This is a genomic window from Herbaspirillum sp. DW155 (genome assembly GCF_037076565.1).
Lineage (GTDB): Bacteria > Pseudomonadota > Gammaproteobacteria > Burkholderiales > Burkholderiaceae_D > Herbaspirillum.
Window position 1 is genome coordinate 79,802 of sequence record NZ_AP029028.1, and the last position, 26,474, is coordinate 106,275.

A 26,474-nucleotide genomic window follows, 5' to 3' on the forward strand; every position below is an offset into this window, starting at 1 on the left:
CCTTGCTGTCGAATCTTGATCCTGGCTACGGTTTTCGGAGAAAACTGTCTCTTAATCAATAGGTGCTAACTTTACCAGCAAAATTACAATTTTTGCGCCCCGCCCATCGGGTCGATTCTGGATATCGATGCGGCCGCCATGTTCTTCGACGATTTTCTTCACCATGGCCAGCCCCAGACCGGTGCCTCTGGCCTTGGAAGTGACGTAGGGCTCGAAGGCGCGCGCCAGGATGGTGGGCGAGAAACCGGGACCGTTATCCATGATCGACAGGCGCACGGCCGGGCGGCGCTGGCCATCGGTGCCGGCAATGTCGATCTGTTCGGTCAGCACGTCGATGCGCGGCGAGGTTTCTCCGTCATCGCTGACCGCATCCTGGGCATTTTGCAGCAGATTGTGGATGACCTGGCGCATCTGGGTGGCGTCTCCCATGATCTTGCTCATCTCCGGTGCGAGGCGGGCATGGATCACGTCGCGGCCGTCACCGGCCAGGTAGAGGTTGAGGATTTCCTCGATCAGGGCATTGAGGTCCAGCGCCACCGGCTTGGCCGGCGGGGTCTTGGCGTAGTCGCGGAAGTCGTCGACCATGCGCTTCATGGCCGTGACCTGGTTGACGATGGTGGTGGTGCCCTTGTCCAGGATGGCGGCGTCGGCCGGCATGAGCTTGTCGGCCAGGCGATGCTGCAGGCGTTCGGCGGAGAGCTGGATGGGGGTGAGCGGATTCTTGATCTCATGCGCCAGGCGGCGAGCCACTTCGCCCCAGGCAATGGAGCGCTGGGCCGAGATGACGTTGCTGATGTCGTCGAACACCACCACGTAGCCCACGCCGTTTTCCACCGGCAGGTGCGAGCCGCGCGCCAGCAGGGTCAGCTTGTCGTGGTCGGGCTTGCCGCCTTGCTCGTCGTTGGCATCGAGCATCGCGCCGGGCTGGCGCGACAGTTCAAACTGGCGCTGCCAGTGCAGGCCGTCGGCGCCGTCGCTGCTGTGCTGGGCCAGCTGTTCGGAGAAGGCGCGGATGATGGCCTGGGCAAACGGCGCCTGGCTGTCGATGGTCTGCAGGGGCGTGCCGATGTTGGCCGAGAAGTCGTAGCCCAGGATGCGCCGCACCGAATCGTTGGCGCTGACGATGTTGAACTGGCCATCCAGCACCATCACCCCGGCCGACATGTTGGCCAGCACCGATTCCAGGTAGGCCTTGGCGTTTTCCAGCTCGGCGCGGTTCTTTTCCACCGAGGTGCGCGCCTCCAGCAGCTGGCGCGTCATGGTGTTGAAGGATTGCGTGAGCGTGCCCAGCTCGTCGGAGGTACTGACGATGGGCCGGGGCGAGAGATTGCCCTCGGCCACCGCCTTGGTGCCTTCGGCCAGCAGCAAGAGCGGCTTGGCCAGGTCGCTGGCGATCAGGAAGGCGCTGGCGATGGCGGCGAAGATGGCCAGCAGAAGCGTCAGCGTCAGCGTCACCAGGTAGATCTTGCGCAGGCCCGAGCGCGACACCGAGCGCTGCTGGTATTCGTTGTAGGCCAGCCGCAGCGTTTCGGCATTGCTGGCGAGATAGTCAGGCACCGGTTGCAGGATCTGCAGGTAGCGCGTTTCGTTTTGCAGGGACATGCCACGGCTGGGCGCCGGCACCAGCACCACCACGTGCAGCCGCAGGTTGCCGTCGGAATCGGACTCGCCATTGGGCGGGCGGGTGTCATCGCTTTCCACCGCCGAGAAGGCGCGCGAGACCCGCGCCTGGCGCATCGCCTGGCTGCTGGGCAGGATGGGCGTGAGCGCGCCGATGGAGCCGCCGACCGTACTCATCACCTGGCCGTTGCCGTTGACGATGGTGATTTCCATATTCTGGTCGCGCTGGCGGGAGAGGTAGGTGACCTGTTCCGAGTCGCTCATGTCGGAAAGCTCCTGGGCCATGCCGCGCGCCCGCGAGACCAGATCGGAAAGCGAGGAATCCAGCGCGTTGCGGCCCAGGTTCAGGCCCGATTCGAGCGCCGCTTCCATGCGCACGTCGAACCAGGATTCGATGGAGCGCGAGACGAACTGCACCGACATCAGGTAGATCACCGCCCCTGGCACGATGCCCACCAGTGCAAACATCAGCACCAGCCGCGCCAGCAGCTTGGAGCCGAACTTGCCGCGCCGGTAGCGTTTGTAGAGCCGTCCCAGCAGCAACAGCACCAGCCCCAGCAGCGAGATGGCGGCCAGGCCGTTCAGGAACAGCAGCCACGGGTAGTGCTGCTCGAACAGGGCGGAATTTTCGGAGGCCGAGGCCAGCAGGAACAGCAGGACGCTGATGACGCCCCCGCCGACCACCAGCAGATAGCGTAAGGTGCGGCTCATTCGGGTTTGTAGTTGAATTCGATCCAGTCCGAGGACAGGCGCCAGTCACTGTTGTTGAGCGCATTGACCTGGAAGGGCTTGGGCAGCTGCGCCACGTCCAGCCGCATGCGCAGGCCGACCTGGTAGGTCTCGCCGGCCTTCAGGGTATTGTTGTCGGCGATGATCCAGCGCGGCGGGCGGCGGATCAGCGTGAGGGCATCGTCCAGATTGGTGAAGCTCTGCTGCAGCTGGCCGCTGATGGCGGTGTGGTACTGCCGGGTCAGCACGTTGTAGGACAGCCGCAGTGTGCGCGAGCTGGAGACGCTGGTTTCGTCGAACCAGTACCAGCGCCGCCGGGTCAGCTGGACATCGGTGGTGAAATACAGCGGCACGCCGCGCGAGAGCGCATCTTCCAGGCCGCGATTCAAATCGAAGTCATACGAGACCGAGAGCCGGTAGCCTTCGTCGCTGGCCTCGATGCTGGCCTGGTTGACGGTGATTTCAGCGGCGCGGGCGGCCAGGGTGGAACAGGCCAGCAGCAGTGCCAGCAGCCAGGACAGCAGCACACGCAGCAGGCGGGCGCCGTCGACGGGCAGCGTGCGTGCGGGGGTAGCGGGGGAGGGGACCGATTGCGTCAAATTCATGCACCAGGTTTTTGGAACAGCGCATAGAACAGGCCATCGTGATCGGCATCGGCATCGGCACTGGCGGTGGGCAGCAGTTGACCTGGTGCGGGCAGCCGGATGGCATTGTTTTTCTGCGCGAAGGCGATCGCTTGCTGCTCCGATTCCTGGGGCCACAGCGAGCAGGTTACGAGCAGCAATTTACCATCCGGTCGCAGCATCTGCCAAAGCTTGTCCAAAATTTGCGCCGAAAGTGTTGCGAGCTGCGCGGTATCGGTCTTGCGGCGCAGCCAGCGGATATCCGGGTGGCGCCGCACGATGCCCGAGGCGGTACAGGGCACGTCGGCCAGGATGCGGTCGAAGCCCTGGCCGTCCCACCAGTCGTCTTCACGGGCATCTCCCGTCTGCAGGCGCGCCTTCAACTGCAGGCGGTCGAGGTTCTCGGCGATGCGCTGCAGGCGGCGCGGGTCGTGGTCCAGCGCCTGCAGGTCCAGATCGGCCAGTTCCAGCAGGTGGCCGGTCTTGCCGCCGGGCGCAGCGCAGGCGTCCAGCACCCGCATGCCATCGGCCACGTCCAGCAGTGGCGCGGCCAGCTGGGCGGCGGCATCCTGCACCGAGACCACGCCGTCGGCAAAGCCGGGAATCTGTTGCACTGGCACCGGCTTGTCCAGCCGCACCGCGTAGGGACCGACGGCGCGTGCGCCGATGCCGGCCTGCTGCAGCGTGGCCAGGTACTGCCCGACACTGGCGCGGCGGCGGTTCACGCGCAGCGTCAGCGGCGGCGGCTGGTTGCCGGCGTGCAGGATGGCTTGCCACTGTTCGGGATAGGACGCCTTGAGGCGGTCGATCCACCAGGTCGGGTAATTCCAGGTGCCGGGCGGGGTCTTGGTGGCCTGCGGCATGAGCGCCGCGCGTTCGCGCAGGAAGCGGCGCAGGATGGCGTTGACCACCCCCTTGGCAAAACTCATTTCCGGGCTGATGGCGGCCGCCTGCACGGCCTGGTCGACCACGGTGAAGCTGTCGTAGCCGGCCTCTTCCTCATTGACCAGCAGCGCCAGGGCCGTGACCAGGAGGCCATGCAGCACGTCCGGCTGGGGCGGCTTGTTGGCCAGCAGACCGAGCAGGCTGTCGGCCAGCCCCAGATGGCGCATGGCGCGGTAGCTCAGGTCCTGGATGGCGCCGCGGGCGGGCGGCGGGGCGTCGCTGCGGGCGAAGATCTGTGCCAGCGCCTGCGGCAGGGCGTGACCGGCGTGCACGGCCGCCACCGCCTGGGCGGCATAGGCCAGCTGATAGGCCAGGGAATCGGCCTTGATGCCGGGAGAAAGGAGAGAAATCTGGATCACGTCTTTGCAGGCTCAGGAAGATACGGCAGCGCTCAAGTTGCACAACGGCAATGGTCGTTGCAACGGGCGCGGGCCGCCAGTGTACCAGCGGCCCATCATGCCGACACCTGCCGGCTGCATTTCGTCAGCTGCGGGCGGCAAGGCAAGGATGCAAAAACGGCTGCCGCGGTGGATGATCGCGGCAGCCGTCTGGGCGCCGGCGCAGCAGTGGCGCCGGCGTTCTGGGGAAATCAGACGCCCCAGAGGATGTCGTAATTGCCCTTCTTGGCTTCGCGCAGCATGTCCAGCAGCGGATAGGCGCGCGCCGAGAAGCTGACCGGCTCGATCTTTTCGTGGTGGTGGTCGTCGACCTCGCCGTTGTGATGGGCGTTGACGTCGCGCGCCAGCACTTCGGCCGCTTCGTGGGCCTTGCTGGCATTGATCTGCTGTTCCAGCACGGCGATGGCGTCAGCGGCCTCGGCGGCGGTGATCACGCCGCGGGCGGGATCCTTGTGCAGCAGGTCCAGGATGGGTTTGGCGTGCGACTCGTACATCACCACATCGGCGGCCGCTTTTGATTTGAAGGTGATCAGCATATTTCCTCAGGGTCTTTGGATGAAAACGTTTTTTGGGGCGCTCGCCAGTGGCGATGCGCTGGAAATGCGCTGCAGACTGCATCCGCATTTCTGCGGGAATGCCCGTTTGGAGTGACGGACAGGACAAGAATACTCCGGTAGCCGGATTTTTGTCATCCGGTTCGGCCCCGCTCAGCTTGGTTTGAACGAGCTGAAAAAGGTTTCAATATTTTCCTCGGTGAAGGCTTTTTCATCTCCCACGATGAGAATCTGATACACCCGACGTTCGCGCACGGCCAGCCGGGCCACCAGCCGCAGCGGCCGGCCACGGGCCACGCCACGGGCGTCGAGGTCGAGGGTGCGGGCAAATCCATCGGTCTTGCCCGGCCACACCGGCGTGCCCTGCGGCTGGCCGGCGATGTTGTTGAGCAGGGCGGTGCGCATGGCCTCCAGCGCCCGGTTGGCGGCGGCGGCATCGGGCAGCTCGGCGGTGCCTACGGCGAAGGTGAGGCCGTCGACCTCGGCGGCGGTCATGCTCATGTCGGCCCTGGGGCCGTCCAGGTCGACCGGGCGCGTCACGCTGGCCGGTTTGGCGGGCAGCAGCACCACGAAATGGGCCGCGCCGTTGCCGGCATCGCTGGCTTCGCGCCAGTTGTAGCGCGGCGAACAGGCCGCCAGGCACAGGCAGGCCAGCAACAGCGGGAGACACGCAAAGCGGTACATGGCAACGGTCCGAAAAGGCGGGAGGCCATCATAACAAAGGCGCTTTTTTGCCGATATGAAGCAAAATCCGCGATTGTCCGATAGCCGCCAGGCAATTCTTGCAGTATAAGAACGCATCTCAACGGACTACCTCACCCGCTATGAACAACCATACCTCCGCCGGCCTGCCGGAACTGACCCTGCGCGGCATGCTGCTGGGTGCGCTCATTACGGTGGTGTTTACCGCCTCCAATGTCTACCTGGGTCTCAAGGTCGGCCTCACCTTTTCCTCGGCGATTCCCGCCGCCGTCATCTCGATGGCCGTGCTGCGCCTGTTCTCCCATGCCAACATCCTGGAGAACAACATGGTGCAGACCCAGGCTTCGGCGGCCGGGACGCTCTCTTCCATCATCTTCATCCTGCCCGGCCTGGTCATGATGGGCCACTGGCAGGGCTTCCCCTTCCTGCAGACGCTGGGCATCTGCGCCGCCGGCGGCATGCTGGGGGTGATGTTTTCCATCCCGCTGCGCCGGGTGATGGTGGTGCAAAGTGCGCTGCCCTATCCGGAAGGCGTGGCGGCCGCTGAAATCCTGCGCGTGGGCAGTGCCGACGCCGACGGCGGCGAGGAAACCCGGCGCGGCCTGCGCGACATCCTCTTCGGCGGCACTCTGGCAGCAATCTTCAGTGTGGTGTCCAGCGGGCTGAAGCTTTTTGCCGAAAGCATGAGCCTCTGGTTCACTGCCGGTGCCTCGGTGGTGCGCCTGACCATGGGCTTTTCGCTGGCGCTGGTGGGGGCGGGCTACATGATCGGCATCGTCTCCGGCATCGCCATCCTGATCGGCCTGGTGATCGCCTGGGGCGTGGCCGTGCCTTATCTCACCGCCGTCACCCCGCATGCGGCCGATGTCGCTCTGTCGGACTTTGCCAACGGCTTGTGGAAGAGCCAGGTGCGCTTCATCGGTGCCGGCATGATCGGCGTGGCGGCGGTCTGGACCCTGGCCACGCTCTTCAAGCCCATGCTGGAAGGCGTCAAGGCCTCGCTGTCGACGCTCTCGCGCCGTCAGCAGGGCAGCACCGAGCGCACCGACCAGGATCTGTCGCCGCGCTGGATCATCGTCATCAGCCTGGCCATGATTGCGCTGCTGGCGGTGGTGTTTGCGTCCTTCCTTTCGGAGGCACCGGTGTCGCCGGCGCTCTTCATCGGGCTGATCGTCTATGCGGTGGTGTTTGCCTTCGTGTTCGGCTTCCTGGTGGCGGCGGCCTGCGGCTACATGGCCGGGCTGATCGGTTCTTCCTCCAGCCCGATCTCGGGCATCGGCATCGTGGCCGTGATCCTGGTGTCGGTGCTGCTGCTGGTCTCGGGCGCGGTCGACCCGCTGCTGGCCACGCCGGAAGGCAGCAAGCTGGCCATCGCGGTGGCGCTGTTCGTGACCGCGGCCATCATTGCGGTCGCGGCCATCGCCAATGACAACCTGCAAGACCTCAAGACCGGCCAGCTGGTCGGCGCCACGCCCTGGCGCCAGCAGGTGGCGCTGCTGATCGGTTGCGTGGTGGGTGCGCTCGTCATCCCGCCGGTACTGAACCTGCTCTACAACGCCTACGGCTTCACCGGCGCCCTGCCGCGTGCGGGCATGGATGCCGCGCAAGCGCTGGCGGCGCCGCAAGCCACGCTGATGACGGCCATCGCCACCGGCATCTTCACCCGTGAGCTGAACTGGACCATGTTGAGCGTGGGCGTGGCGCTGGGCATCGTGCTCATCGTCATCGACTGGCTGCTGGCCCGCCGTGGCGGTGTGGCGCGCCTGCCGGTGTTGGCCGTGGGCATCGGCATCTACCTGCCGCCGATGGTCAGCAGCGCCCTGTTCCTGGGCGCGGTATTGGGCTGGCTGATCGAACGCGGCCTGCGCCGCCGTGCACGGGCGGCCGGGATGGATCTGGACGCCTATGCCGACAAGCCGCGCCAGCGCGGCATCCTGGTGGCCTCAGGCTTGATCGTTGGCGAGAGCCTGGTGGGCGTGCTGCTGGCCGCCATCATCGGCTTTACCGGCAAGGATGCGCCGCTGGCGGTGGTGTCGGGCGCGTTTGAATCGACCGGGCAGTGGCTGGGGCTGGCCGCGATGGTGCTGGTGCTGATCGCGTTTGCGCGGCGTATTTTGCCGGCACGCTGACGGTAGCGAGAATGCGCTGCTGGTGGTGGTTCAGTGCACCCACCAGTAGCGCAGGATATGAAAGAAAATCGGTGCCGAGAAACTGATCGAATCGACCCGGTCCAGCATGCCGCCATGGCCTTCGATCATGGCACCCCAGTCCTTGAGTCCGCGATCACGCTTGATCGCCGACAGCACGAATCCCCCGAAGAAGCCCAGGATATTGATGGTCAGCGCCACCAGCGCCGCCTGCCAGACATTGAAGGGTGTGATCCAGTACAGCGCAGCACCGACGGCGGTAGAGGTCAGCACGCCCCCGACCAGGCCTTCCAGCGTCTTGGAGGGGGAAATCTGCGGCGCCAGCTTGCGCTTGCCGAACAGCTTACCCCACACATACTGGAACACATCGCTGGATTGCACCGTCAGCACCAGGAACACGATCAGCTGCAGGTTGCGTCCTTCGAAGCCCTCGATGGGCAGCGTCAGCAGCGCCGGCACGTGCGAGATGCAGTAGACGCAGATCATCAGCCCCCACTGCACCTTGGCCGCCCGCTCCAGGAAGTGCTTGGTATCGGTGGAGAGCGAGGCCGAGATCGGCAGCAGCAGGAAGGCGTAGACCGGAATCAGGATGGAGAACAGCCCATACCAGTCCATCCCGATCAGTACGTACTGCAGCGGCAGGAACACGAAGAAGCACCACAGCAGCGCCCGATGGTCGCCCACGCGGGTGTAGGTGACGGAAATGAATTCACGCAGCGCCTGGAGCGAGATGAAGGCAAACAGCACGACCACACCGGTCTTGCCGATCCAGAACGCGATGGCCAGCGCGCCGATCATCCACCACCAGGCCTTGATGCGGGCATTGAGATTGTCGATGACGCTGCTGCTGCGTCCGGCCAGCCGCCAGCGCAGCAGGCCGCCGACCGAACTGGCCAGGGCAAGGACGGCGAACACGCCGCCAAACAGGGCGAGGAGGGTATCTTGGGGAGTCATGGTCGTTCGTTGCAGATCATTCGGCCACGGGGGCCAGGGCGAGCAGCGCCTGGCGGGTGCGGGCCAGGAACTGTTCCTTGCTTTCATCGGGGCGCAGCATCAGGGGCTCGCCGAAGCTGAGGGTGCATAGCAGCGGCAGCGGTACCAGATGGCCCTTGGGCATGGCACGGCCGAGGTTCTCGATCCACACCGGCACCAGTTCCACTTCCGGATGAGCGCAGGCCAGGTGATACAGGCCGCTCTTGAAGGGCAGCAGGCCCTCTTCCAGGTTGCGCGTGCCTTCCGGGAACAGAATCAGCGACTCGCCACCCGCCAGCACCTGGCCCATCACGCCAATGGGATCGGCGCTGCGGCCGGCCTGGCGATCCACCAGCACGCCACGGAACACCCGGTTGATCACATAACGCCGCACCGCACTCCTGAGCCAGTAGTCCGATCCGGCCACCGGCCGGGTGCGCTTGCGCATGGCGCGCGGCAGCATGCTCCAGACCAGCACGAAATCACCGTGGCTGCGGTGGTTGGGATAGTAGACGCGCAACTTGCCGGGGTCGGGCGCGGCGAACCAGCGGGCGCGCACGCCCGTGAGGACGCGGGCGAAGGTGCAAATGGCGGAGGCGAAGAGGCGGTCGATCAGCATACAAATTCAGTCTTCAAGGGTCAGGAAATGAACATGAACACGAAACCCCCAATCCAGGCCCCGACCTGCAACGCGAGGCATCGGCACTGGTTGCGCAACAGCCGGCGCGCACCGGCAGTGCGCTCGGCAATTCCGCGTGTCGGCTCAGGTTGACGACCCAAGCCGCTTTCCTTGATGGCCAGGTCGAAGGCGGCCAGATCGTCCTGGTGTGCAATACCCTGCTGCCAGCGGCGCGCCCAAGAGGCGAAGAGGGGCGCATCGAAGGCGCAGCGTAGCGCGAAACCGCATTCGAGGATGCCAAATGCGATGGACATCGTCAGGGGTATCCAGAGGCCGGATGTGTTCACCTGCAAGACCAGCAGGACCAGAGCGGCGATGGTGAGCAGTCGGCTGAAGCAATCCACTGGACGGCTCAGACCCAACAGCGCTGCGGCGATCTCGGCCTGATGCGCCGCCTTCAGAGCGGCTTGCCGGGCGTCAGGCGACAGGTCTTGATGGGCGGGGTCATTGGCGGCATCGTCCCCGGAACCCGGGCGCAGGTCAGACATGGCGTTCCCCCTTCAGCAGGCGCAGCTCGACCTCCCGCAGGCGTTCCTGCAGCGCCGCGTTGATCACCACCGAGGGGCGGCGTTCGGCCAGCAGGGCGAGAGCAGAGGCCATGTCGGCACAGCGTCCGCTCAGGCAGAGCCAGGTCGCCACTGCAGCGGCGCTGCGCGAATAGCCCAGCGCACAGGCCACCAGCACCGGTCCGTGGCGGCGCAGCGATTCGATGCTGCGCGCGGCTGCCAGCAATTGGTCGGCGTCGGGTGCGACCAGGTCCAGCCAGGCATGGCCGGCATAGGCCCAAGGACCGCGCGGAGCGGGCAATTCGGCGCAGAGATCGCACAGGGCGGCGAACGGGCCGGCGCGCATGTGGGCAGCGCCGGGCAAGCGGCCCAGCCAGACATCGGCTGTGATGGCATCAGGCTGCGGACGGCGGCGGGTCCACAGGCGCGCATTGATCCACGCGCCCAATGCGTGCGGGGCCAGCAGCCAGGCGGCGGCCAGCGAGCGGCGGCCGTGGCGTTTCTGGAAACCGGCGGCACCGGCATGGGCGTAATTCCACGCCACGACGGCCAGTGACAAGGCCAGCCAGCCCAGCGGTGCGGCCAGGGCGCGCACGGCCACTGCCAGAGCCAGTGCCAGCATGGCCGCCAGCGCGTAGGCCAGCGCCAGACGCGTGCGGCGCGCACTGCGCTGGCCGCTGCGACAGAGCGGGCTGCGTCCCTCATCCGGCCACAGCCACAGGCAGAACAGGCCCAGCATGGCACCGGTCGGGATATCGATGAAGTGATGCTGCCAGGTCGTCAGCACGGACAGGCCGATCAGCAGCGCCCAGCTGTGGATCACCAGCTGCCAGAACCAGTGGGTGCGCAGCCGGACGAACTGGACCCAGATCAGCACCAACAGCGCGATATGCAGCGAAGGGGCCTGGTTGAAGGGCAGGTCGAAGGCCGCCAGTGAGGCAAAGAGCGCTCCAAACAGCCCGTCGGTCGCCGGCCGCACGAAGGCAAAGCGCAGCGGAAAGGCCAAAAAGCAGGCCACCGCGATCAGCTGCGCCGTCAGCAGCCGCAGGGCATGGCGATCAGTCTCGCGTGGGGTGCGGCAGCACAGGAAGGAAAACCCGTAGAGCAGGTCGATGGACCAATAGGGCAGGATGGTCCAGGGCAGGAAGGGGAGATGGCGTTCCCAGCCATAGAAGAAGCTGGGCACGCTGGCGCGCGCGGCCGCCGCGTGGTTGGCGAAGCCATAGCTGAGGAAGAACAGCGGCCCCAGCAACAGCAGCCACGCCACGCCGCGTTTCCAGGGCAGCGTCGTGGCCGGTGCTGCCGCGGGCAGCAGGCGGTCGGCCTGGCTCATGCAGCCTTGCGCCGGGCCAGGGAGACGGTAAAGATGCCCCACTGGTCGATGCGCTGTTCTATCTTTTCGAACCCGGCCTCAGCCACCAGCTGGTCCATCTCGGCTTGCGTGCGGCGGCGCATGACCCAGGCCTGGCCGCCGCGATGGCTGGTGAGGGCGCGTGCGATCAGTTCCAGCTGCGGATGCCAGGGCTGGCCGGTATAGACCAGATAGCCGCCCGGCGCGATGGCATCGGCCAGGCCGGCCAGGGAGGTGGTCACGGCCTCATTGTCCGGGAACAGTTCATAGAGGCCGGAGACGATGCCCACCGTCGGGCGCGGCGTGACGGCGGCCAGGCTGGCGCGGTCGAAGGCGTCGCCCTGCACGAAGCGGGCGATGTCGGTCAGGCCCTTCTCGGCGATCAGCGCCGTCCCTTGCTGCACGTTCAGTTCGCTGTAGTCGCGCAGCAGGATGGAGTCGGGACGCGGTCCCGGGCCCAGCGCTTCCAGCACGTAGCGGCCATGGCCGGCGGCGATGTCGAGTACGTGCAGCGGCTGTCCGTCGGCCTGCAGGCGCGCCAGCGCCGTGCGCAGCAATTCCTCCACGTGCAGCTTGCGCTGGCGGATGCCTTTCCAGCCGATCGCCTCCAGATACTGGCGATCGATGGCGCGGCCCAGCGGACCGACGCCTTCGGGTGTGTTGCGGTAGACGTAGTCGAGCGTGCTGCCCGAATCAAAACCGGTGCGATGGCCCAGCGCCACGCCCTTGGAGAGCAGGCCGCCCAGCTTCATGTTGGCGCGGTACCCGGCCCAGTACAGACCCTTGGAGCTGAGGGCGGGCAGCGCTGCGGAGAGCCGGCGCGACTCCTCGAAGGTCGGACCCTGGCGGTGCGACTGGCGCAGGTCCGGACGGGCCCAGGGTTGGGAGAACTGGCGCAGGATGAATTCACGCGCAAGATCGGTGGCGATCTTGCGATCCTTCTCGCCGAAGGTGTCGTGGTAGAAGCCCGGGAGGACGTGCTTTTCCTTCACCGTTGTGCCCAGGCGTGCGAAGAAATCGTGCTGGGGGCCATGGTGCACCACCCAGTCCGCGCCCGAAATGAGCAATTGCGTGGGAATGGTGATGGCCTGGGCATCGGCGACCACGCGTTCAGCCGCTTCATACAGCGCCAGCAAAATGTTCACGGAGATCGGGCGGCTGATCAGCGGATCGCTGTCGTAGGAGACCTGGCGCTGCCGGTCGTGGGTCAGATACTTCGCTTTTACGTAGCTGTTGACGAAGAAATTGCCACGCAGCTTCTGCTGCAGGGCCAGTCCCGGACGCGCGAAAGGAACATAAAGCTTCACCTTGAAGGCGGGCGAAGCCAGTACCAGGCAGCGCACGCGGGGCGCGTAGTCATGCGCCCAGGTCGAGACCAGCACCGCGCCCACACTCTGAGCCAGCACGGCCATGTCTTCCTCGGCCACCTGCCACTGGTCGCGCAGGTGGTGTATGAAGGTTTGTATGTCCCGCACCGAGTGCGCAAAACTGGGGGAATAGCCGCGCGGGCCTGGCGAACGGCCATGACCGCGCGCATCCCAGGCATAGAAATCGAAATCGGAGAGGCCCAGTTCATCGACCAGGTGCGCCATGCGCCCGCCGTGTTCGTGGCCGCGATGGAACATGACGACTGCGCCGCGCCGCTGCCCGCCGGTGGCCGGCCAGCGGCGATAGAACAGGGATTGGCCGTCGTGGGTGGTGAACTGGTGTTCCTGGCAGGATCGAGTCATGGGTGGGAGGCGGCGCGCAGGCCGCTGCGGATGCGGTTGACGATATTGAGGAGGATGGCGGCAACAGCCACCGGCAGCGCCCAGAAGATCCAGGCCGGGAGGTTGCCGGCCAGTCCCAGCCACAGGCCCAGCGCGCCGAACAGGAAGGCGCGGTCGCTCTTGCCCATGGGGCCGTCGTACTGGCGCGGTGCACCGACCATGGGGCCGAGCGCCCCGGTCATCTCCGACACCGCAGACAGGAAGATCACCCCGCCCACGCTGGCCCAGCCGAACGGGGCCACCAGTGCAAAGGGCAGGTACAGCGCCGCATCGGAGATGACGTCGGTCAACTCGTTGAGATAGGCCCCCAGCGCCGACTGCTGGCCGAATTCACGCGCCAGCATGCCATCGACGGCATTGAAGGCCATGCGCAGGAACATCCACAGCGGCAGCAGCAGGAACAGCGCCGGCCGCTGCGGCCCGGCCACGAACAGCAGCACGCCCAGTGCCAGCGAGACCAGCATGGCCAGCACGGTCACCGCATTGGCCGTCACGCCGGCCTGGGCCAGGGCGCGCACCATGGGTCGCAAAAGCGCCTGGAAGCGGGGTTTGAGTTGATAGATGCTGATCATGCGGCGCCTGCCGCACGGTCGTCGGGGAGGGGAGAGGGCATGGGGGATCGTCCTTGTTGTCGATTCTGAGTTGTTATTTGTTGTGTCGGGCGAAGCTCACCTTTGGCAAAGCAATGGCGTCTTTTGTTCCCCCCCTGATGCGAGCAGAAATGGAATTCAACGGAAAGAGGAGGGAGTTCTCGTAGCCATTCAAGGCACGCATTGATTGAATGTCATCGCTTTTGGCAAGGTTGCAGCGGGCAGGCGAGGCAGAAGACGATGCAGCGATGTGGCCCCGGTGAGCGGATCGTTGCGTCAGATTGCATATCGCTGCCGCTCAATTCCCGGTCAGCATCCGCCGGTATTGCACTGCCTCGGCCACGTGCGCGTGCGTGATCACGCTGGACCCGGCCAGGTCGGCAATCGTGCGCGCCAGCTTCAGTACCCGGTGATAGGCCCGCGCCGACCAGTTCAGCCGCAATATGGCGGCTTGAAGCAGTTGGGCGGCGGCTGCGTCGTGCCGGCAGATCCGGTCGATTTCGCTGCCGCTGAGCTGGCTGTTGGGTTTGCCCTGGCGCTGCAATTGCCGTTCAAAGGCATGCGCGACGCGCTGTGCCATGACGGCGCTGGCTTCCCCCGGCTGCTGGGCCGCCAGTTCGGCCGGACTCAGGGCCGCCACCTGCAATTGCATGTCGATGCGGTCCAGCAGCGGCCCCGACAGGCGGGCCTGGTAGCGTTTGACGACCTCCGGCGTGCAGCGGCAGCGCCCCGCCGCATCTCCAAAGAGCCCGCACGGGCAAGGATTCATCGCCGCGACCAGCTGGAAGCGGGCCGGAAACTGCGCCTGCCTGGCCGCCCGCGAGATGACGATGTGTCCCGACTCCATCGGCTGGCGCAGCACGTCGAGCACGCTGCGGGGATACTCTGCGATCTCGTCCAGGAACAGGACGCCATGATGGGCCAGCGAAATCTCGCCCGGCCGCGGCGGGCTGCCGCCGCCGACCAGCGCCACTGCGGATGCCGTGTGATGCGGGGCGCGGTACGGGCGCTGCTGCCAGCGGTTGATGTCGAAACGGCCGGTCAGCGACTGCACGGCAGCCGATTCCAGCGCCTGCTCCTGCGTCATCGGCGGCAGGATGCCGGGAAAGCGCGTGGCCAGCATGGACTTGCCTGCTCCGGGCGGGCCGACCAGCAAGATGCTGTGATTGCCGGCCGCCGCCACCTCCATGGCACGCCGCGCCTGCAATTGTCCCTTGATGTCGCTGAAATCCGGATACGCCGGCGTGCCGGTGGCCCTCCGCGCCTGGTGTCGTTGCAGCCGCGCTGCCGGATCGCGCGTGCTGAAGTGATTGCAGACCTCCAGCAGCGAGGTCGCCGGCAGGATGTGGGCCTGCGGCAGCAGCGCCGCTTCGTCGGCATTGGCGGCCGGCAGGATGAAGCTGCGCGGGTGGCCATCCTGTTGATGCTGGCGCTGCATCGCGCAGGTCATCGCCAGCGCGCCGCGAATCGGCAGCAGTTGGCCCGACAGCGACAGTTCGCCGGCATATTCATGATCGTCCAGGCGGTCGCCCGGGATCTGCTCGGAAGCCGCCAGGATGCCCAAGGCGATGGCCAGGTCAAAGCGCCCGGATTCCTTGGGCAGGTCGGCCGGGGCCAAGTTGACGGTAATGCGGCGGGCAGGGAATTCAAACCGGGCATTCTGCAGTGCCGCCCGGACGCGATCACGGGCTTCCTTCACCTCGGCTTCGGGGAGCCCGACGATGGTGAAAGCCGGCAAGCCATTGGCCAGATGCACCTCGACCGTCACCGGCGGGGCGCTCATGCCCGCCAGGGCGCGGCTGCGCAAGACCGCCAGGCTCATCGCAATGCGCCTGGCAGCTTGGCAGAACAGAGAAGGGAAGGGGGAGGGAAAGAGAAAAGTGTCTTGGTCAGGATCATGGAGTCTGTTTTTGCTGAGCCTCAAGCTCGGCAACACGCGCTTCCAGCGCCTCCAGGCGGGCTCGGGTCTTGGCCAGGACCTGGGCCTGGACGTCGAATTCCTCGCGCGTCACCAGGTCCAGCTTGGCAAAACCTTGACTCAGCATGGCCTTGACGTTCTTCTCGATGTCCTTGGCCGGAGAGTTCTCGATTGCCTTGTTGATCTTGGATTGCAGGTCTTCAAAAAATGGGGACTTGTCCATGTGGATCTCCTTGTCAGATAGCTGTGCCGCAAGTTTAGCGGTTTCCCGCCCATCCTCAAATTAAACCGCGCTGACCTGTTCTGACCGCAATTTTGTGCACAGGTGCCGGGCTGAAGATGAAATTTCCTTCCGGGAATGCGCCGTCTTGGTGATCCTGGCCTCGCCCGCCGCCCGCGCACCAAAATGTGTTTGCCGCGTTCGATGCAGGATTGACAAAAAACAATCAATATCGCACCAATGACGTGCATTTCGATGCTTCGTGCACTATTTTGAAGCTGATCTAGAAAAAAATCGTTGCAAATCTCTGGTTTCTCGCGAAAACACAAGTCTGCCTTGCCGAGAAGACATGGCACGGCTCCTGCTAATGGGTTGGGGCAAAGATAAAAAAGACTTTATTGTTCAAACATAAACCAGAGGGAAAGTCATGAAGAAACTGATTCTTGCAACAGCCATCGCCGCATCCTTCGTTTCTACCGTGGCCCGCGCAGAGGACGCCAAGCCGGACAATGAACTGAGCTTCAACGCTGCCGTGGTGAGCGACTACCGCTACCGCGGCCTGACCCAGACCCGCTTCGACCCGGCCCTGCAGGTTGGTGCTGACTACACGCACAACCCGACCGGTCTCTACGCCGGTACCTGGCTGAGCACCATCAAGTGGATCAAGGATGCCGGCGCCCTCACCGGTACCGACACCAAGGGCAACGTCGAGTGGGATATCTACGGCGGCAAGCGCGGCGACATCGGCGGCGGCTTCACTTATGACGTCGGTGGCCTGTACTACTACTACCCCGGCAACACCCTGGCCAACAGCGGCGTGAAGAACGCCAATACCTTCGAACTGTATGGCCAGGTCGGCTATGGCCCGGCTTACTTCAAGTATTCCCAGTCGCTGACCAACCTGTTCGGCAACGTCAACAGCAAGTACAGCCAGTACTTCGACCTGGGCGCCAATATCGATACCTTCTACGGTGTGGTGCTGGGTCTGCACCTGGGTCGCCAGGAAGTGCGCGGCAACTCGCAGCTGAGCTATACCGACTGGAAGATCGGTCTGTCCAAGACCTTCGACGAAGCAGCCGGCATCACTCTGGGCCTGGCCTACGTCGGTACCGACCTGAAGGATGGTGTCTCCACCACCCCGGGCTCGGATGGTTTCAAGAACGTCGGCAAGGGCGGCGTTGTGTTCTCCATCAGCAAAACTTTCTAACAAGAGGTTCGTATGAAACTGATCACTGCGATCATCAAACCGTTCAAGCTGGATGAGGTGCGAGAAGCCCTCTCCGCGATCGGTGTGCAAGGCATCACCGTGACCGAAGTCAAGGGCTTCGGTCGTCAGAAAGGCCATACCGAGCTGTACCGGGGCGCCGAGTATGTGGTCGATTTCCTGCCCAAGACCAAGATCGAGGCCGCGGTGGACGACGCCATCGTCGAGCGCGCCCTGGAAGCCATCGAAACCGCCGCACGCACCGGCAAGATCGGTGACGGCAAGATCTTCGTCCAGGATCTGCTGGACGTGATCCGTATCCGTACCGGCGAAACCGGCAAAGACGCTCTGTAAAAAAGGGGAATTCTAATGAGCATGAAGAAAATGTTTTCCGGCGCGCTCGCCATTGGCGCGCTGTTGTTGGCGGTAGGTTTTACCGCTCCGGCCCAGGCGCAGGACGCGCCCAAGCCTGAAGCTGCAGCGGCCGCCGCCGCTGCTCCGGCCGCTGCCGCCCCGGCAGCGCCCAAGGCCGACGCGGCCGCTCCCGCTGCAGCAGCACCGGCTGCTCCGGCGGCTGCCGCTGCCGCACCGGCACCGGTTCCCAACAAGGGCGACACCGCCTGGATGCTGATCTCGACCGCCTTCGTCATCCTGATGACCCTGCCGGGCCTGGGCCTGTTCTACGGCGGCCTGGTGCGCAGCAAGAACATGCTGTCGGTGCTGATGCAGTGCTTCGTGATCTTCTCTCTGATCTACATCCTGTGGTTCGTCTACGGCTACAGCATCGCGTTCACCGAGGGCAATGCCTTCTTCGGTGGCTTCGATCGCCTGTTCCTGCACGGCCTCAATGGTGACTCCAACACCGGCACCTTCAGCAAGGGCGTGGTGATTCCGGAACTGGCCTTCGTCGCCTTCCAGGGTGCGTTCGCCGCCATCACCGTGGCGCTGATCATCGGTTCCTTCGCCGAACGTGTGAAGTTCTCGGCCGTGATCCTGTTCTCGGTCCTGTGGTTCACCTTCTCCTACCTGCCGATGGCCCACATGGTCTGGTTCTGGCCGGGTCCGGATGCCTTCACCGACACGGCTGCCGCTGAAAAGGCGACCGCCATCTCGGGCTGGCTGTTCCAGAAGGGCGCGCTGGACTTCGCTGGCGGTACCGTGGTGCACATCAACGCCGCTATCGCCGGCCTGGTCGGCTCCTACGTGATCGGCAAGCGTATCGGTTTCGGCAAGGAAGCCTTCAAGCCGCATAGCCTGACCCTGACCATGGTCGGTGCCTCGCTGCTGTGGTTCGGCTGGTTCGGCTTCAACGCCGGCTCGGCCCTGGAAGCCAACGGCAGCGCCGCTCTGGCCTTCGTCAACACCATCCTGGCCACCGCTGCCGCAGTGCTGTCCTGGAGCTTCGGCGAATGGATCGGCAAGGGCAAGCCCTCCATGCTGGGCGCGGCTTCCGGTGCCGTTGCCGGCCTCGTGGCGATCACCCCGGCTGCTGGTTTCGTGGGCGTCATCGGTGCCGTGGTCATGGGCCTGATCGCTGGTCTGCTGTGCCTGTGGGGCGTGAGCGGCCTGAAGAAGATCCTGGGTTCGGACGACGCGCTGGATGTCTTCGGCGTGCACGGCGTGGGCGGTATCCTGGGTGCCATCCTGACCGGCGTGTTCGCAGCCCCCAGCCTGGGCGGCACCGGTATCTACGACTACGTGACCAACGCTGTTGCGCCTGACTACTCCATCGGCGGCCAGGTCTGGATCCAGTTCCAGGGCGTGCTGACCACCGTGATCCTGTCGGGCGTGGTCTCCTTCATCGCCTACAAGATCGTCGATGTCGTCATCGGCCTGCGTGTGACCGAGGAAGAAGAACGCGAAGGCCTGGATATCTCCAGCCACGGCGAATCGGCTTACCACTAAGCATCATCTGTCGTACTGAGTCTGCAGTATTCCTTCGGGGCTGGAAACGGCCTCTTTATAAGGCGCCTTCGGGCGCCTTTTTTCATTTGGATGCGTCGAGAGCTGAACAGAAGCGCATACTTGTCATACCGCCAAGTTGTCGCATTTTGGCCATTTCCTTCAGGAAAAACGGTTTCCTGATGCATTCCCGCGTCGAGCGAGGATAATTCCCGAGTATTTGAGTCGGACTCTTTAAAATGCCGCCATCATCGCCACCTGTACACTCCCAGCCACGCCTTTGCAGCGACCGTGGCCGGTTCAGGGCTTTGCTGAAATGGCAACAACGGCGTCTACTGCGTCGCAACACGGTTTCAGGAATCCGCTAAAATCGACACTCGCTGCCGGCATTTACATTTAGTTAAGGTCTTTTATGGTCCCGCATCTCGTCACCGCTCTGAATGGTCCCCTGCTGGAGCTGGAGAAGAAAATCCTGGGCGCCACGCCGGCCATCGAACGCTGGTTCCGCATGGAGTGGCAGGAGCACACGCCGCCCTTCTATTGCTCGGTGGACCTGCGCAATGCCGGCTTCAAGCTGGCGCCGGTCGATACCAACCTGTTCCCGGGTGGCTTCAACAACCTTTCGCCGGAAATGCTGCCGCTGGCGGTGCAGGCGGCGATGGCGGCCATCGAGAAATACTGTCCGGATGCGCGCAACCTGCTGCTGATCCCGGAAACCCAGCCCGGCAATACCTTTTACCTGCAGAACATCGGCCGGCTCATGCAGATCTTCCGCCAGACCGGCCTGAACGTCCGCCTGGGCACGCTGGCGCCGGGCGCCACCAAGCCGCAGCAGATCGAACTGCCGGATGGCACCCACATCACGCTGGAACCGCTGGAGCGCTCGGCCAATGGGCGCCGACTGGGCTTGAAGAATTTCGATCCCTGTACCGTGCTGCTCAACAATGACCTCTCCAGCGGCATTCCTTCGGTGCTGGAAGGGCTACATGAACAAAGCGTCCTGCCGCCGCTGCATGCGGGCTGGGCGCTGCGCCGCAAGAGCAATCACTTTGCCGCCTACGATGAAGTGGTGAAGAAGTTTTCCAAAATGGTCGAGGTCGATCCCTGGATGCTCAACCCGCTCTTCGCCAAGGTCAGCGACATCGATTTCCAGGACAACACCGGCACCGACGCACTGGCCGATAGCGTCTCCTCGCTGCTGTCGAAGATCCGCAAGAAGTACAAGGAATACGGCATCAAGGAGCAGCCCTTCGTCTTCATCAAGGCCAATGCCGGCACCTATGGCATGGGCATCATGACGGTCAAGGATGCCAGCGAGATCAAGGATCTCAACCGCAAGCAGCGCACCGGCATGCTGGCCGGCAAGGAAGGGCTGGAGGTGTCGGAAGTGATCGTGCAGGAAGGCGTGCACTCCTTCGAACGCATCAATCAGGCCGTGGCCGAGCCGGTGGTCTACATGATCGACCGCTACGTGGTGGGCGGCTTCTATCGCGTTCATGCCGAGCGCGGCGTGAATGAAAACCTCAATGCGCCCGGCGCGCATTTCGTGCCGCTGGCCTTCGCCCAGCAGCACGCGCTGCCGGACATGCACGCCAAGCCGGGTACGGCCGCGCCCAACCGTTTCTACATGTATGGCGTGGTGGCGCGGCTGGCGTTGCTGGCGGCCTCGGTGGAGATGGAAAAGACCGATCCCAACCCGGAAGTTTATTAAACACAGAGCCTGCACCAGGCTCAACAGGACCCTAGTCTCATGAAAATCGCTTTCCTCGCCGATCCTCTGGAGTCGTTCAAGACCTACAAGGATTCCACCTTCGCCATGATGCGCGAGGCCGCCCGCCGCGGTCATACCCTGTATGCCTTCGAACAGGGCGACCTGGTGCTGGAGAGCGGCCTGGTGACGGCCAACGCCTTCAAGATCACGCTCACCGGCGAGGCCGATGACTGGTACCGGGCGGAGAAGCGGGGCTCCTCTTTCCTCTCCGAATTCGATGCGGTGATCGTGCGCAAGGATCCGCCCTTCGACATGGAGTACATCTACACGACTTACCTCCTGGAGCTGGCCGAGAAGCAGGGTGCGCGCGTGTTCAACAAGCCGGCGGCCATCCGCAGCCACAACGAGAAGCTGGCCATTGCCCAGTTCCCGCAATACACCGCGCCTACCCTGGTCACGCGCGACGCCAAGCGCCTGCGCGACTTCCACGCCGAGCATCAGGACGTGATCCTGAAACCGCTCGATGGCATGGGCGGCATGGGCATCTTCCGCGTCAAGGCCGATGGCATGAATCTGGGTTCCATCATCGAAACCCTGACCGACAACGGTCAACGCACGATCATGGCGCAGCGTTTCATTCCGCAGATCAGCGCGGGCGACAAGCGCATTCTCCTGATCGGCGGCAAGGTGGTGCCCAATGTGTTGGCACGCATTCCGCAGGGTAACGAGGTGCGCGGCAATCTGGCGGCGGGAGGTTTGGGCCGTGCCCAGCCGGCGTCGGCCCGCGATATCGAGATCGGCGAGGCGCTGGGCCCGATCCTGTATCAGCGTGGTTTGCTGCTGGTAGGATTGGACGCCATCGGCGACTATCTCACCGAGATCAACGTCACCAGCCCGACCTGCTTCCAGGAAATCACGCAGCAGACCGGGTTTGATGTGGCAGCGATGTTCGTGGATGCGCTGGAGGCCGCTGCAGGGGCAGCAGAAACAACGGGGTCGGTCGGCTGATGGGATCGACGGAGCATGACGGGCTGCTCGGGGAAAAGCGCGTCGCATCAGATGGCAAATATTCCATGGTTGGTATTCTTCTCTTGACGCACGCCCCGCTGGGGCAAGCCTTCGTAGCCGCCGCCACGCACGTCTTCCGCGGCCGGCCCGAAAAGATGGAGGCGATCGACGTGATCGCCGACCAGAACCCGGCCGAAGTGCAAAAACTGGCCATCGAGGCGGTCGAACGCCTCGATGATGGCAGCGGCGTGCTGGTCATCACCGACGTCATGGGCGGTACGCCCTCCAACTGTACGGGCTTCCTGTGCGGGCTGGGCAACGTCCAGGTGATCGCCGGCATCAGCCTGCCCATGCTGTTGCGGGCGCTGACCTACCGTAACGACACGCTGGATGTGGTGGTTGAAATGGCCCTGGCAGGGGGCCAGAATGGTGCGGTGCGGATCGACAATCGCATCCGCGTGGCAGCCTCGGCCTGAGGCGCTTCACGTAGTCATGGCCGGTACCGCGCCAACAAGATAAAAACGAAAGCAGAACATGATTCAAAAAGAACTCGAAATCGTCAACAAGCTGGGCCTGCATGCCCGTGCCTCCGCCAAGCTCACCCAGCTGGCCGGCAAGTTCAAGAGCGAAGTCTGGATGACCTTCAACAAGCGCCGCGTCAACGCCAAGTCCATCATGGGCGTGATGATGCTGGCCGCCGGCAAGGGCAGCATCGTGACCCTGGAAACCAACGGCGCCGATGAACAGGAATGCTTCACCGCGCTGGAAGCCCTGATTGCGGACAAGTTCGGCGAAGGCCAGTGATGGTTACCAGGGCTGTGGTATTGCGGCGCAACACCGCAGCCTGGCTGGAATGCTTCTTGCGATATGTCAACGCCTGCACGCGTCGCGTGCGGGCTGAAACAATGTTCATATACGCTGCTGGTCTTATAGTCTTCCCCTGATGCCAATGGCGGTGATTGCCAAACTATACTTTGTTCGGTAACTTGCTCCTGGCTACCGCGCGCAGGCAACACGGCGGACTATAAAAAGACTAGCAGGAGATACGCGATGGCTTCATTCAGCTTACATGGAATCGCGGTGTCGCAAGGCATCGCCATCGGACGCGCGCATTTGATGGCGCCGGCCGCACTGGACGTCAAGCATTACCTGATCGCACCCGATCAGGTCGAGGCCGAGATCGAGCGCCTGCGCAGCGCGGTCAAGGCGGTGCACCAGGAACTTCATATCATCCGCTCCGAACTGCCCAAGGATGCGCCGCCCGAACTGGGCGCGTTCATCGATGTGCATTCGCTGATCCTGTCGGACCCGATGCTGGCCGAGGTGCCGCAAGACATCATCCGCCATCGTTACTACAACGCCGAATGGGCGCTGGTGACGCAGATCGAAGAGTTGTCCGCGCAGTTCGACGAAATCGAGGACCCCTACCTGCGCGAGCGCAAGGCCGACATCCAGCAGGTCGGCGAGCGCATCCTCAAGATTCTCACCGGCAGCGCCAGCCCGCTGCCCCCTACCGGCGAAGCGGCCGCCAACATCATCGTGGTGGCGCACGACATTTCGCCGGCCGACATGCTGCAATTCCGCGAGAGCGCCTTTGCCGGCTTCGTCACCGATCTGGGCGGTCCCAACTCGCATACCGCCATCGTGGCCCGCAGCCTGGCCATCCCGGCGGCCGTGGGGATGCACAATGCTTCAGTCCTGGTGAAGCACGATGACGTGCTCATCATCGATGGCGATGCCGGCGTGGTCATCGTCGATCCCTCACCGCTCGTGCTGGCGCAGTACCGCGCGCGGCAAGAAAGACTGCTGCGCGAGCGGAAGAAACTTTCACGTCTGAAGAAAACGCCGGCCATCACCCAGGATGGCGAGCCGATCACGCTGCTGGCCAACATCGAATTGCCCAACGATGCGGCCAATGCCTTCGAGGCGGGGGCCATGGGCATCGGCCTGTTCCGTTCGGAATTTCTGTTCATGGGACGCGCCGGCCATCATCTGGAGAAATTCCCCAGCGAGGATGAGCAGTTCGAATCCTACAAGCAGGCCGTCATTGCCATGAAGGGCCGGGTGGTCACCATCCGTACCCTGGACGTGGGCGCCGACAAGCCGCTGGACGAGGATGAGGAAACCGCCCTGAACCCGGCCCTGGGCCTGCGCGCGATCCGCTATTGCCTGTCCGAGCCGCAGATGTTCCTGACACAGTTGCGCGCCATCCTGCGTGCCTCGGCCTATGGCCCGATCAAGCTGCTGGTGCCGATGATGGCGCATGCCTTCGAGATCGATCAGACCCTGACCATGATCGAGCAGGCCAAGCAGCAGCTGCGCGAGCGCAAGCAGAAGTTCGATGAAGACATCCCGGTCGGCGCCATGATCGAGATCCCGGCCGCTGCGCTGGCGCTGCCGCTGTTCATCAAGCGGCTGGACTTCCTTTCCATCGGCACCAATGACCTGATCCAGTACACCCTGGCCATCGACCGCGTGGACCATGAAGTGGCGCATCTCTACGATCCGCTGCATCCGGCCGTGTTGTTCCTGCTCTCCACCGTCATTTCCCAGGGGCGCAAGGCCGGCATCCCGGTCTCGGTCTGCGGCGAAATGGCAGGCGACCTGAAATGGACGCGCCTGCTGCTGGGCATGGGGCTGCTGGAATTTTCCATGCATCCTTCGCAGATTCTCTCGGTGAAGAACGAGATCTTGAACAGCGACCTGCGCCTTCTGGAACCGCAGGTCAAGAAGGTGCTGCGCGCCACCGAGCCGGCCGCCATCAGCGCGGCCATGGCGCAGTTGCAGGCGCTGCAGGCGGAACCGGTCGTGGCCGATGTCAAAGTCGCCGCGCGCCGCCGTTGAGAGGCTGGATGCAAGCCGGGCTGGGCCGTTTGACGGGCCTGCCCGACTTGGGTATTCTTACGCCACTGCGCCGATTTGAACGGTTTGACCAACTTCAGCTTGCGGGCGCCGGGATCCTGATCCCATCTAAATGCGGCTAAAGCGAGCTTGGATCAGCTGTTCTTCCCAAGACTTGGCCCCATCGATGAGTAAGCCCGCAAGCACTGCTTCCGGGCTTTTTTGTTGCCCGCGCACGAGACTGGCCATGCCGCCCGGCGAAGCGACCGCCAGCGCCGCTCCCCCCGAGCCGCCTGGCGCCGAGTCACTTACGCAGAACAATCATGTCGATCGGAATCGTATCGCCCCAGGTCATGCATTTCGCCGGGCCGCTGCCGCTGCAAAGCGGCGCCTCGCTGTCGGACTATTCGCTGACCTATGAAACCTACGGCACCCTCAATGCCGACAAATCCAATGCCGTGCTGGTCTGCCACGCGCTCAATGCTTCACATCACGTGGCCGGCGTGTATGCCGATGACCCGGACAACGTGGGCTGGTGGGACAACATGGTCGGTCCGGGCAAGTCGCTGGATACAGACCGTTTCTTCGTCATTGGCGTCAACAACCTCGGTTCCTGTTTCGGCTCGACCGGGCCGATGCATACCAATCCGGCCACCGGCAAGCCCTACGGCGCCGATTTCCCGGTGGTGACGGTGGAAGATTGGGTCAACGCCCAGGCCCGCCTGGCGGACCGCCTCGGCATCAACTGCTTCGCCGCCATCATGGGAGGATCCCTGGGCGGCATGCAGGCGCTGGCCTGGAGCATGATGTATCCGGAGCGCCTGCGCCACTGTCTGGTGATCGCGTCCACGCCCAAGCTGTCGGCCCAGAATATCGCCTTCAACGACGTGGCGCGCCAGGCCATCCTGACCGATCCGCAGTACCACGGCGGCGATTTCTACGCGCATGGCGTGGTGCCCAAGAATGGCTTGCGGGTGGCGCGCATGGTGGGGCATATCACCTATCTGTCGGATGACGACATGGCCGAGAAATTCGGTCGTGACCTGCGCTCGGGCGAGTACCAGTTCGGCTATGGCGTGGATTTCGAGATCGAATCCTACCTGCGCTACCAGGGCGACAAGTTCTCCACCTACTTCGACGCCAATACCTATCTGCTCATCACCAAGGCGCTGGACTACTTCGACCCGGCGCGCGAATTTGGCGGCGATCTGGCGCGGGCATTTGCGCGTACGCGCGCCAAATTCCTGCTGGTGTCCTTCACCACCGACTGGCGCTTCTCGCCCGAGCGCAGCCGCGAGATGGTGCAGGCGCTGGTGGCCAACAAGCGCCGCGTGAGCTATGCCGAAATCGACGCCCCGCACGGGCATGACGCTTTCCTGCTGGACGATGCACGCTACATGAAGGTGGTGCGCGAGTACTACGGAAGCATCTGGACTGAACTGCAGCAGGAGGGCCGCGCATGACTTTCGAACAATTGAGCGCACTGCGCCCCGACCTGGCTTTCATCGCCCATTGGGTGCGCGAAAAGTCGCAGGTGCTGGACCTGGGCTGTGGCGATGGCGTGATGCTGGATTATCTGCAGAGCGACAAGGGCTGCTCCGGCTACGGCGTGGAGATCGACGATGCCCAGATTCCCAAGTGCGTGGCGCGCAACGTGTCGGTGATCCAGCAGGACTTGAATGGCGGCCTGGCCATGTTCGAGGACAATGCCTTTGATACCGTGCTGTGCCTGTCGGCGCTGCAGATGGTCAAGGATGTGGAGGGGACCCTGCGCGAGATCGCCCGGGTCGGGCGCGAGGTGACGGTTTCCTTCCCCAACTTCGCCTACTGGCCGCACCGCGTGGCGCTGCTGCGGGGGCGCATGCCGGTGTCGAGGAGCCTGCCGTACCAGTGGTATGATACGCCGAACCTGCGCTGCGCCACGATCAGGGACTTCGAGGCGCTGGCCAACGAGCTGGGGCTGGAAGTGCTGGAATGCGTCGCCCTGAAGGATGGCAAACCGGTGCGCTACCTGCCCAACTGGCGTGGCAGCCTGGCGGTGTTCAGGCTGCGCAAGAAATCCGCCACAAAATAGCCAAAAGCTTC

At 64.1% G+C, this 26,474-nt stretch carries 24 protein-coding genes; 11 read left to right on the forward strand and 13 right to left on the reverse strand.

From position 1 onward, the window contains the following. Positions 1–51: 51 nt before the first annotated feature. The 5 genes from AACH55_RS00360 to AACH55_RS00380 form a co-directional block, all read right to left on the reverse strand. The gene (locus AACH55_RS00360; RefSeq protein WP_338717442.1) at positions 52–2,331 is read right to left on the reverse strand and encodes an ATP-binding protein; all 2,280 of its coding nucleotides are present in this window, start codon (positions 2,329–2,331) and stop codon (positions 52–54) included. Next, positions 2,328–2,954: a DUF4390 domain-containing protein gene (locus tag AACH55_RS00365; protein ID WP_338717444.1), complete on the reverse strand. Its 627-nt coding sequence runs from the start codon at positions 2,952–2,954 to the stop codon at positions 2,328–2,330. The genes AACH55_RS00360 and AACH55_RS00365 overlap by 4 nt, the downstream gene beginning before the upstream one ends. Further along, the gene (gene rsmB, locus AACH55_RS00370) at positions 2,951–4,276 is read right to left on the reverse strand and encodes a 16S rRNA (cytosine(967)-C(5))-methyltransferase RsmB (RefSeq protein ID WP_338717445.1); all 1,326 of its coding nucleotides are present in this window, start codon (positions 4,274–4,276) and stop codon (positions 2,951–2,953) included. Before rsmB ends, AACH55_RS00365 begins: the two co-directional genes overlap by 4 nt. A 230-nt stretch (positions 4,277–4,506) precedes the next feature. Then, positions 4,507–4,851, reverse strand: a complete 345-nt coding sequence (locus tag AACH55_RS00375) for a DUF1840 domain-containing protein (protein ID WP_338717446.1) — start codon at positions 4,849–4,851, stop codon at positions 4,507–4,509. A gap of 171 nt (positions 4,852–5,022) precedes the next feature. Beyond that, on the reverse strand, positions 5,023–5,553 hold the full coding sequence (locus AACH55_RS00380) for a hypothetical protein (RefSeq protein ID WP_338717447.1): 531 nt from the start codon (positions 5,551–5,553) through the stop codon (positions 5,023–5,025). 140 nt (positions 5,554–5,693) lie between these two features. On the opposite strand from AACH55_RS00380, the gene AACH55_RS00385 reads away from it, so the two are divergent. Then, complete coding sequence (locus AACH55_RS00385) at positions 5,694–7,700, forward strand: oligopeptide transporter, OPT family (protein ID WP_338717448.1); 2,007 nt, start codon at positions 5,694–5,696, stop codon at positions 7,698–7,700. Between the two features lie 30 nt (positions 7,701–7,730). On the opposite strand, the gene AACH55_RS00390 is transcribed toward AACH55_RS00385, so the two are convergent. From AACH55_RS00390 to AACH55_RS00425, 8 genes are all read right to left on the reverse strand, one after another. Further along, positions 7,731–8,672, reverse strand: a complete 942-nt coding sequence (locus tag AACH55_RS00390) for a phosphatidate cytidylyltransferase (RefSeq protein WP_338717449.1) — start codon at positions 8,670–8,672, stop codon at positions 7,731–7,733. 16 nt (positions 8,673–8,688) lie between these two features. Then, positions 8,689–9,309: a lysophospholipid acyltransferase family protein gene (locus AACH55_RS00395; RefSeq protein WP_338717450.1), complete on the reverse strand. Its 621-nt coding sequence runs from the start codon at positions 9,307–9,309 to the stop codon at positions 8,689–8,691. A 20-nt stretch (positions 9,310–9,329) separates the two neighbouring features. Further along, positions 9,330–9,857, reverse strand: a complete 528-nt coding sequence (locus tag AACH55_RS00400; RefSeq protein ID WP_338717452.1) for a hypothetical protein — start codon at positions 9,855–9,857, stop codon at positions 9,330–9,332. Beyond that, a complete protein-coding gene (locus tag AACH55_RS00405; RefSeq protein WP_338717453.1) occupies positions 9,850–11,208 on the reverse strand; it encodes a phosphatase PAP2/dual specificity phosphatase family protein in 1,359 nt (452 codons plus the stop codon). The genes AACH55_RS00400 and AACH55_RS00405 overlap by 8 nt, the downstream gene beginning before the upstream one ends. Then, complete coding sequence (locus AACH55_RS00410; protein WP_338717454.1) at positions 11,205–12,956, reverse strand: bifunctional alpha/beta hydrolase/class I SAM-dependent methyltransferase; 1,752 nt, start codon at positions 12,954–12,956, stop codon at positions 11,205–11,207. Before AACH55_RS00410 ends, AACH55_RS00405 begins: the two co-directional genes overlap by 4 nt. Next, the gene (locus AACH55_RS00415; protein WP_338717455.1) at positions 12,953–13,567 is read right to left on the reverse strand and encodes a CDP-alcohol phosphatidyltransferase family protein; all 615 of its coding nucleotides are present in this window, start codon (positions 13,565–13,567) and stop codon (positions 12,953–12,955) included. The genes AACH55_RS00410 and AACH55_RS00415 overlap by 4 nt, the downstream gene beginning before the upstream one ends. A gap of 316 nt (positions 13,568–13,883) precedes the next feature. Then, positions 13,884–15,407 (reverse strand): YifB family Mg chelatase-like AAA ATPase, encoded by a 1,524-nt coding sequence (locus AACH55_RS00420; RefSeq protein ID WP_338717456.1) that lies wholly within the window; start codon positions 15,405–15,407, stop codon positions 13,884–13,886. 73 nt (positions 15,408–15,480) lie between these two features. Then, positions 15,481–15,726, reverse strand: coding sequence for an accessory factor UbiK family protein (locus tag AACH55_RS00425; protein WP_338717457.1), 246 nt, complete (start codon positions 15,724–15,726; stop codon positions 15,481–15,483). 424 nt (positions 15,727–16,150) lie between these two features. Between AACH55_RS00425 and AACH55_RS00430 the strand changes: the two genes are divergently transcribed. The 10 genes from AACH55_RS00430 to metW all read left to right on the forward strand — a co-directional run bounded on the left by AACH55_RS00430 (position 16,151) and on the right by metW (position 26,463). Continuing rightward, complete coding sequence (locus AACH55_RS00430; RefSeq protein ID WP_338717458.1) at positions 16,151–16,930, forward strand: TorF family putative porin; 780 nt, start codon at positions 16,151–16,153, stop codon at positions 16,928–16,930. Positions 16,931–16,942: 12 nt separating this feature from the next. Next, positions 16,943–17,281, forward strand: a complete 339-nt coding sequence (locus AACH55_RS00435) for a P-II family nitrogen regulator (RefSeq protein ID WP_006713297.1) — start codon at positions 16,943–16,945, stop codon at positions 17,279–17,281. Positions 17,282–17,296: 15 nt separating this feature from the next. After that, entirely contained in the window at positions 17,297–18,832 is a 1,536-nt protein-coding gene (amt, locus tag AACH55_RS00440) for an ammonium transporter (RefSeq protein ID WP_338717463.1), read from the forward strand. A gap of 409 nt (positions 18,833–19,241) precedes the next feature. Next, complete coding sequence (gshA, locus tag AACH55_RS00445; protein ID WP_338717465.1) at positions 19,242–20,540, forward strand: glutamate--cysteine ligase; 1,299 nt, start codon at positions 19,242–19,244, stop codon at positions 20,538–20,540. A 39-nt stretch (positions 20,541–20,579) separates the two neighbouring features. Continuing rightward, entirely contained in the window at positions 20,580–21,548 is a 969-nt protein-coding gene (gene gshB / locus AACH55_RS00450) for a glutathione synthase (RefSeq protein ID WP_338717466.1), read from the forward strand. A 65-nt stretch (positions 21,549–21,613) separates the two neighbouring features. Beyond that, positions 21,614–22,024 carry a PTS fructose transporter subunit IIA gene (locus tag AACH55_RS00455; protein ID WP_198937161.1) on the forward strand — a complete coding sequence of 137 codons (411 nt, stop codon included), beginning with the start codon at positions 21,614–21,616 and terminating at the stop codon, positions 22,022–22,024. Positions 22,025–22,082: 58 nt separating this feature from the next. Then, positions 22,083–22,352, forward strand: a complete 270-nt coding sequence (locus tag AACH55_RS00460; RefSeq protein WP_139969367.1) for an HPr family phosphocarrier protein — start codon at positions 22,083–22,085, stop codon at positions 22,350–22,352. Between the two features lie 246 nt (positions 22,353–22,598). Further along, the gene (gene ptsP, locus AACH55_RS00465) at positions 22,599–24,392 is read left to right on the forward strand and encodes a phosphoenolpyruvate--protein phosphotransferase (RefSeq protein ID WP_338717468.1); all 1,794 of its coding nucleotides are present in this window, start codon (positions 22,599–22,601) and stop codon (positions 24,390–24,392) included. A 320-nt stretch (positions 24,393–24,712) separates the two neighbouring features. After that, positions 24,713–25,852 (forward strand): homoserine O-acetyltransferase, encoded by a 1,140-nt coding sequence (locus AACH55_RS00470; protein WP_338717469.1) that lies wholly within the window; start codon positions 24,713–24,715, stop codon positions 25,850–25,852. After that, positions 25,849–26,463 carry a methionine biosynthesis protein MetW gene (metW, locus tag AACH55_RS00475; RefSeq protein WP_338717470.1) on the forward strand — a complete coding sequence of 205 codons (615 nt, stop codon included), beginning with the start codon at positions 25,849–25,851 and terminating at the stop codon, positions 26,461–26,463. Before AACH55_RS00470 ends, metW begins: the two co-directional genes overlap by 4 nt. The last annotated feature ends 11 nt before the right edge of the window (positions 26,464–26,474 follow it).